The following is a 7,017-nucleotide window of genomic DNA, read 5'->3' on the forward strand; positions in this document are numbered from 1 at the left end:
CCACGTACGACGAACCCGAAGACGCCGACCGTCCGGGACAGGATGAAACCGCCGAGCGCGCCGGCGGCAAGTGCCGCGGCTGTCGTACGCAGGACGGGTGAGTTACTTATCAGCAGGAGGAGTGCGACGGCGAACGCGCCGTTTGCCTGTACCAGGAATGTTGCGCCGACGCGGGGAATCATTCGGTAACCATGCAGATAGAGGTCGAGATGGATGTAGCCGCTGCCAGCCAACAAGGCTGCCGCGCCTATCCTGGGCGCCGCGGACCGTATGTCGTTCAAGATGTCCTTCATGCGAGCGCGCGGTCCGCGACCGCCAGGTTGTGCTGGCCCTGGACGTGGCGGACCTCCCGGATACCGAGTGCCGCGCCCAGCGCGCCGGCGGGCAGGGTCACCGGGGTGGGTGCCGGGCTGTCACCGGGATGGGGCAGTGGGTAGGCGGTGGTGGTCGCACTGTAGAAGGTCACGTTTCCCTCCGTCCTTGTGAAGATCTGGTGGACATGGCCGTTGAGGCAGGTGACCGAGGAGAACCGGCGCAGGTAGCTCAGGGCCTGCCCGGCGTCGTCGGTGGCCCAACCCCACTGCTCGTACATGGCGAACAGCGGGATATGGCTGAAGACAATGATGGGTGTGTCACTGGAGAGACCGGCCACGTCCTGGCGGATGAAATCGAGTTGATCGGCACCCAGATGGCCGAGTTTCTCCAGGCTGAACGTGTTGACCAGAGCGATGACATGGACGCTCTTGCTGTCGAAGCTGTACCAGCCGTCGCCGCGGGAACCTGCGCCGAAAACTGTGCGGTAGGTGCGGCCACTGTCGTGGATGGCGTCGTGTTCGCCCGGCACCGTGTGGACGGCCCCGGTGCGCAGCCCGCTCATCATCTGCTTGGCCTGGTCGAACTGGGCCGGGGTGGCGAGGTGGGTGAGATCCCCGGTGTGCATGACGAACTCAGGCCGGTAGGGCAGCGCGTTGACCTGATCGATCGCCCGTGCGAACGAGCCGACGACATCGGTGTTGGCCGTGCCCTGGAATCCGAGGTGGCTGTCGCTGATCTGCACGAAACGCAGATTCGTGGTGTTGTCCGCTGCGGCCGCTGTCCCGCCGCCCGCAACATGGCTCGTCACCTCGCCACCAACCACGGTGAGCGTCACGGCTGCGCCGAACCATGCGGCGTGCGCCGTGAGCTGCCTGCGTGTCATACCCGGGCGGATATTGCTCATGGCGTCACCACCACCGTGCCCAGCATGAAAGGATGGATGGAGCACAGGTAGGAGTACTGGCCGGGCGTGGTGAAGGTGTACTGATAGGTGGCCCCGGTATCCAACGTCGGGGAATGCAACATCCCGCCCTTGTCGGTGACGGTGTGTGCGTCGGAGTCCTCATTCGTCCAGATGACCGTGGTGCCAGCCGGTACGGTCACCGTCGCCGGTGAGAACGCGAAGTTCTTGATGGAAACATGGCCGGTGGCTGCCGGCGCCGTCGGTGGGGACGCCGCACCGGTCGCGCCGCCGGGCATTGGCATGCTGGGCATTGGCATGCTGGGGATCGAGCCGGCCGTCGGTGTGCTTGGTGTGCTTGGTGTGCTTGGTGCGTTCTGCGTGGACCCACCGCACGCTGCGAGCACGGTTGCTCCCGCCGTCAGCACCGCGGCAGTCACCAGACGTCTCGTGCGGTACCGGCCAGTGGAAAACCCTGTCATTACGTCCCTGTCCGGCCCGCAATCCGGGCCTTCTTGTCGTGGTCAGTCGTGTCGTGGTCGATTCCTGTGCAGACCGCTCACCTGTAGATAGGGCGTCCGGTTACGGCGTGCCGGGCGGAACCCGATCGTCAGAGGGATTTCGGGGGGGCGTAGATCTGCACAACGCCGCCGGCCTCACGGACTTCCAGTTCCGGCAGCGTCCGTGGCGGCGGTCGCAACTGTGACCGCACCACCTCGCCGGTCATGGCAAAGACAGTCCGGTGACAGGGGCAGTTCAGGCGCCGCACCGCAGCGTCCAACGCCAGCTGGCATCCCTGATGTGTGCAGACACCGGAAACGGCGCGCACCTGGCCGCCGACACGTTCCACGAATCCAGTCACAGTGCCGAGGTCGAACGTGCGTATTCCTCCTTCCAGCAGGTCCTGGCTGGTCGCGACGGTCCACCAGGCCCCGACGTTGGGCACCACCGTGCCGCCCGCCGCAACGACGGTTTCCGCTGCGGGGCCGCCGTCCTCCCACAGGTGCTCGAGGCCGGCGCCGATGGCGGCCGCACCGGCAGCCACCGACGTCCCCTGCACGAATCGCCGACGCGTTCCGGCCCGCCGTGGCGCCGCCGCACCGTCACCTGCCGGACCGTCACCTGCAGACCCGCAGCCCTCGGGTTCCCCCCGGGCGGACGCCAGCCGTTGGTGCAGCTCCGCGATGAACTCCGCGCGGGGCGCGTCACCGCCCGGCCGCGCGGCCCGTAGCACGATCGCCGTCCGTATCGGCGCGACATCCTCGGGCTTGGCGCGGAACGGCGTCGGGCGACGTTCACCAATCAGATCGTCAATGAACCTCCGCGTGCCGCGCATCCTCACGTCTCCGTCCTCTGGGCGACCTCGGCCGCATAACGCAAGGCCCGGTGTTGGAGGACCTTTGCGTTCGCCACGCTCACCCCCAGCTCGGCCGCTGCCTCTCGGACCGAATGCGAGTCCAGGAACCGCAGCCGGAGGATGCGCTGGTACCGCGGCGGCAACTCCGTCAGGATGGCCTCGGCCCGCGCGGGCGCGTCCAGCCAGACGGCCGGGTCGCCGAACGCCGTCTGCGCGCGCTCCTCATCAAGAGTGGTGATTTCCAGGCCGAGCGTGCGCCGCCAGTGCGCCGCCAGGACCGTGCGGGCGGTCGCAAGCAGGTATGCCCGTACCTCACCGACACTTGCCGAGACTCGCAGCGGACGCAGCGCAGCCATGAAGACCTCGGCTGTCAGGTCCTCGGCGTCCGCCCGGTTACCGACCTTCGCGTACATGATCCGGTACATCCGGTCCGCGTTGTCACGGTAGATCTCCTCCCAGCCCGAGTAGGTGTCGTCGGACACCACGTGCAGATGCGGCACCGGGGACGGCGTCTCGTCGCCGGCATTCTCACCGGGCTCCGCTTCGACGCGAGCCTGCTGCGCCGCGCCCGATGACCGACGCCGGATCCACGACATCCCATCCACCACTGGGCGTCACCGCTCCACCGTTGCACTCGTCGCCGACGTTTTCCTTCACCCATCAGATAGCCAGCGGGGTTACACCTTCGACAAGAGGATCATGTTCAGGCGGGACAGCGGGCCGCTGTGTCACACTCATGACGTCACACTTATGACCTTTGGTCCTACCCGGCCCCGCTGGTTCGGGTTCCAGCGGTAACCATGGTCGCGGCCGATCGGCATTGGGGGACAGCTTGCCACTGAGTCGCCGGGCACTGCTGGCGGCTGGCGTGGCCGGTCCGTTTCTTGTCGGCTGCGCCGCGCCGCACGGCGGATCGCCGGGCGTGCCGGAGCCCGTCTCCACCCGACCATGGCGGGGGCGTCGGGGGCTGCCGCGGCCCGATCCGCCCGGGTCGGTGGGTGCCGTGTCCTCGACCCGCCCGGTGCCGGCCAGCCCGACACCGACACCGACACCGGTGGCGGGTGGGGTGACCCGCGATGAGGTGATCGCCCGCTACGGTTCCATCCGGCCTGTCGCCTGGGGCCTCGACGTTCCCGGCGTGACCACGATGTTGCCGCCCACCACGGGCAGGACGATCGCGTTGACGTTCGATGCGTGTGGCGGGCCGCTCGGCAGCGGTTACGATCAGGAGCTGATCGATTTCCTTCGTCGGCAGCGGGTGCCCGCCACTCTTTTCCTCAACTCCCGCTGGATTGACGCCAACCGTCCGGTCTTCGCCGAGCTCGCAGCCGATCCGCTGTTCGAGATCGGCAACCACGGCACACAACATCGCCCGCTGTCGGTGTCCGGTCAGTCCGCCTACGGGATCATGGGTACACATGATGCCGGCGAGGTGTTCGACGAGGTCGCCGGAAACCGGGACAAACTGAGTGCGCTCCTCGGACGTCCGCCGCGGTTCTTTCGGGCGGGCACGGCACACTGCGACGACATCGCGACGCGTATCGTGGCAGACCTCGATGAACACATCGTCAACTTTGACGTCAACGGCGATGCCGGGGCGACCTACCCGCCCGACCAGGTTGAGAAGGCCGTTCTCACGGCACGACCGGGATCCATCATCATCGGCCATATGAACCATCCTGCGGGCGGTACCGCCAAGGGGATGGCCGCCGCGCTGCCCCGACTGATCGGAGCCGGCTTCCACTTCGTCCGACTCTCCGACTGCCTGACTCTCTGACCTTGAAATGTCCGGCCTGAGCGGGTCGCAGCACGGCTGATCGAACCGAAGCCCGCCGTTGCCGCTCGTTCTGACCTACCGCGGCCAATCCGCGTCGCTGTGATGGCAGACTACGGGTCATTGACGACAGGAGGATCCTGATGGCGGGGCGGCGCGGGTCGGCTGCCGGCGTCTTGTCCGGCGTCTTGTCCGGCGTCTTGTCCGGCATGGTGGCGGGGCTGGTGGTCCTGTTCCCCGCCGTCCGATCAGCCGGGCGAACGTGACCATTCCCGCCGGGTGCGCCCCCGGAGATCCGGAGCGGATCGGCCCGTACATTGTTCGCGGTCGGCTCGGTGCCGGGGGCATGGGCATCGTCTACCGGGCTGAGGATCCCCAAGGTCGGGTGGTCGCCCTCAAAGCCATCCGGCCCGAGATCGCCGGCGACCCCACGTTCCGCACGTTGTTCCGGCGGGAGGCGAGGAACGCTCGGCAGGTCATGCCGTTCTGTACCGCTCCGGTGCTGGACGTCGATGCCGACGCCGAGCAGCCGTACATCGTCACCGAATTTGTGGACGGTCCGACGCTCAGTGCGGCGGTCGAGCGCCGCGGTCCGCTCGCAGGTGCTGAGCTTCATCAACTCGCGGTGGCGGTCGTGGTCGCGATGATTGCTATTCACGACGCCGGGATCGTGCACTGCGATCTCAAGCCGTCGAACGTGCTGCTGTCCCCGTTCGGCCCGAGGATCATCGATTTCGGGGTCTCCCGTGCTGTGGACGCCACGACCGCGGCCACCCAGCAGACAGGCCTGTTCGGCACTCCGGCGTTCATGGCACCGGAGCAGATCAAGAATTACAACAGCGTCACTCCGGCTGCGGACGTCTTTGCCTGGGGCGGCCTGATCGCGTATGCGGGCACCGGCCGGCGACCGCACGGGGACGGGCCGCGGGATGTGCTGCTCTACCGCGCCGTGCATGAGGAGCCGGACCTCACCGATCTGGATGGCGGGCTGCGCCCGCTGGTCGCCGCGGCGCTGCACAAGGATCCCGAGCAGCGGCCGTTGACCGGGGAGCTGTTACACCGACTGTTGCAGGATCATGCGCTGGAGCAGGATCCGGAGAATCTGCTGTCCGAGATCCTTCGCGACCAGGTCTTCGGGCCGGAGCGGGAAAAGGCGGTCGAGCGGCTGCTGCGCCTTACCGTGTCCGTCGACACGGCCGTCCTGAAGATCATTCCGTCGGAGCCGCTGCCGGCCCAATCGGACCCGTCGACTCTGGGCAAGAAGGAAGAGGAGAAAGAAAAGAGAAAGGGCGGACCCGGTAGGGTTTTTCGTCGGTGGCGGCCCCGTGTTCGGATAGTGACCAGCCTGGGCGCACTTGCGGTGATCGCAATCCTGGCCGCCGCCATCCCATCCATTGTGGATGATCCCGGACCGGTCGCGAAACCCACGTACGTGATTGGCTTCCAGGGGGCGTTGAGCGGTCAGAACGCCGAGCTCGGTCGCAGTATGCTCCTGGGCACTCAGGCCGCTGTCAATGTTGCGAACGACGATCCGGATCTTCCCTTCAGATTGAAGTTGGTCCAGTCGGACGATAAGGGCGTGGCGGACGAGGGCGTTCCCGCCGCCCAACGACTCGTCGCCGATCCCGATGTGGTCGCTGTCATCGGCCCCACCTTCTCCGGGCCGGCGGAGACCAGCATATTGAAATACTCCGATGCCGGCTTGGTGGCCGTGAGCCCGTCGGCCACCGCGCCGGGGCTGATAGACCTGGATCTGGCTGGACACACCTTCTTCCGGATTGTTCCGCCGGATACGGCGCAGGGGCCGCAGACCGCGGAGTACATGACGGTGACACTCAAGGCCCGGAAGATCCTGCTGGTTTCTGATGACAGCAATCCGTACGGCCAGGGTCTCGCCGAAGAGCTGGGAAAACACCTCGAAAGAATCCGCCAGCAAAAAAAACTGCTGGTCGCCACGACCGTCCTGAAAGTCACCTCGGGCGCTGACTACGCGAAGATTCCTTTGGATGTGAATTCGTACGACCTGGTCTACTACGCCGGTTACTCGGCGGAGTTCGCCGAGGTTATCAAGGTTCTCCGGAGCCGAAACTTCAAGGGCCCGATAATGAGCGGCGACGGCAGTAACCAGGATCTTTTGATCAGGCAGGCGGGAAAGGAAAATGTCGAAGGTGTCTATCTCACCTGTCCATGTCGTGAAGTCGCCGGGATTTTTCCGCGCAGTGCGGAGGTGGAGCGGTTCGTCGAAGCCTACGCCAGGCTTACTTCCCCCGGTACGGAGCCGGACTTCTACGCCGCCGACGCCTACGATGCCGTCGGGGTCATCATACAGGTCCTGAAGGGCCTGGGTGGACATGTCACCCGTCAGTCGGTTGCCAACACCTTCCGTAATACCGACTTTATCAGGGGATTCGCATTCGAGGGCATCACGAAAAAAATACAATTCAGTGCGACCGGCGATGTGCAGGGTAGCGATATCTACCTTTACCAGGTCAGGGACGGGCGGCGGAAGTTTCTCGGCAATATTGCGGATCTGGTCCGCGGGAATGGCTGACCAGCGTCGGCGACGGCCGCGCTGGGGCGGCCATCGTCACGGACCCGGTGGACGCTGTTGCGTAGTCATGCCCGTACGGATGGTATTGGCGGGAGGCGTTGAGTCTCTCTTCCACGCCC

6 protein-coding genes and 1 pseudogene are annotated in these 7,017 nt (G+C 66.1%); 2 read left to right on the top strand and 5 right to left on the bottom strand.

Features of this window, described 5'->3' with window-relative positions; genetic code table 11:
- The 5 genes and pseudogenes from U9983_RS25710 to U9983_RS25730 form a co-directional block, all read right to left on the bottom strand.
- Window positions 1-281 (bottom strand): annotated as a pseudogene (locus U9983_RS25710) (hypothetical protein); the annotation flags it as partial.
- An 8-nt stretch (window positions 282-289) separates the two neighbouring features.
- Complete coding sequence (locus U9983_RS25715) at window positions 290-1,210, bottom strand: metallophosphoesterase family protein (protein ID WP_416211544.1); 921 nt, start codon at window positions 1,208-1,210, stop codon at window positions 290-292.
- Window positions 1,211-1,215: 5 nt separating this feature from the next.
- Entirely contained in the window at window positions 1,216-1,530 is a 315-nt protein-coding gene (locus tag U9983_RS25720; RefSeq protein ID WP_322756486.1) for a cupredoxin family copper-binding protein, read from the bottom strand.
- 296 nt (window positions 1,531-1,826) lie between these two features.
- The gene (locus U9983_RS25725) at window positions 1,827-2,552 is read right to left on the bottom strand and encodes a Rieske (2Fe-2S) protein (protein WP_322756487.1); all 726 of its coding nucleotides are present in this window, start codon (window positions 2,550-2,552) and stop codon (window positions 1,827-1,829) included.
- A 2-nt stretch (window positions 2,553-2,554) separates the two neighbouring features.
- Window positions 2,555-3,169, bottom strand: a complete 615-nt coding sequence (locus U9983_RS25730; RefSeq protein WP_322756488.1) for a sigma-70 family RNA polymerase sigma factor — start codon at window positions 3,167-3,169, stop codon at window positions 2,555-2,557.
- A gap of 236 nt (window positions 3,170-3,405) precedes the next feature.
- Between U9983_RS25730 and U9983_RS25735 the strand changes: the two genes are divergently transcribed.
- Both U9983_RS25735 and U9983_RS25740 read left to right on the top strand, forming a co-directional pair.
- Window positions 3,406-4,350: a polysaccharide deacetylase family protein gene (locus U9983_RS25735; protein ID WP_322756489.1), complete on the top strand. Its 945-nt coding sequence runs from the start codon at window positions 3,406-3,408 to the stop codon at window positions 4,348-4,350.
- Between the two features lie 259 nt (window positions 4,351-4,609).
- On the top strand, window positions 4,610-6,898 hold the full coding sequence (locus tag U9983_RS25740) for a bifunctional serine/threonine-protein kinase/ABC transporter substrate-binding protein (protein WP_322756490.1): 2,289 nt from the start codon (window positions 4,610-4,612) through the stop codon (window positions 6,896-6,898).
- The last annotated feature ends 119 nt before the right edge of the window (window positions 6,899-7,017 follow it).

This window comes from Protofrankia sp. Cas3, assembly GCF_963555955.1.
Classification (GTDB): Bacteria; Actinomycetota; Actinomycetes; order Frankiales; family Frankiaceae; genus Protofrankia.

What these genes read in the sequence shown, in the direction of transcription:
- U9983_RS25720 (WP_322756486.1), bottom strand. Translation starts at nt 1,530, where the DNA reads ATGCCCAGCATGCCAATGCCCGGCGGCGCGACCGGTGCGGCGTCCCCA.
- U9983_RS25725 (WP_322756487.1), bottom strand. Translation starts at nt 2,552, where the DNA reads ATGCGCGGCACGCGGAGGTTCATTGACGATCTGATTGGTGAACGTCGC.
- U9983_RS25730 (WP_322756488.1), bottom strand. Translation starts at nt 3,169, where the DNA reads ATGTCGTGGATCCGGCGTCGGTCATCGGGCGCGGCGCAGCAGGCTCGC.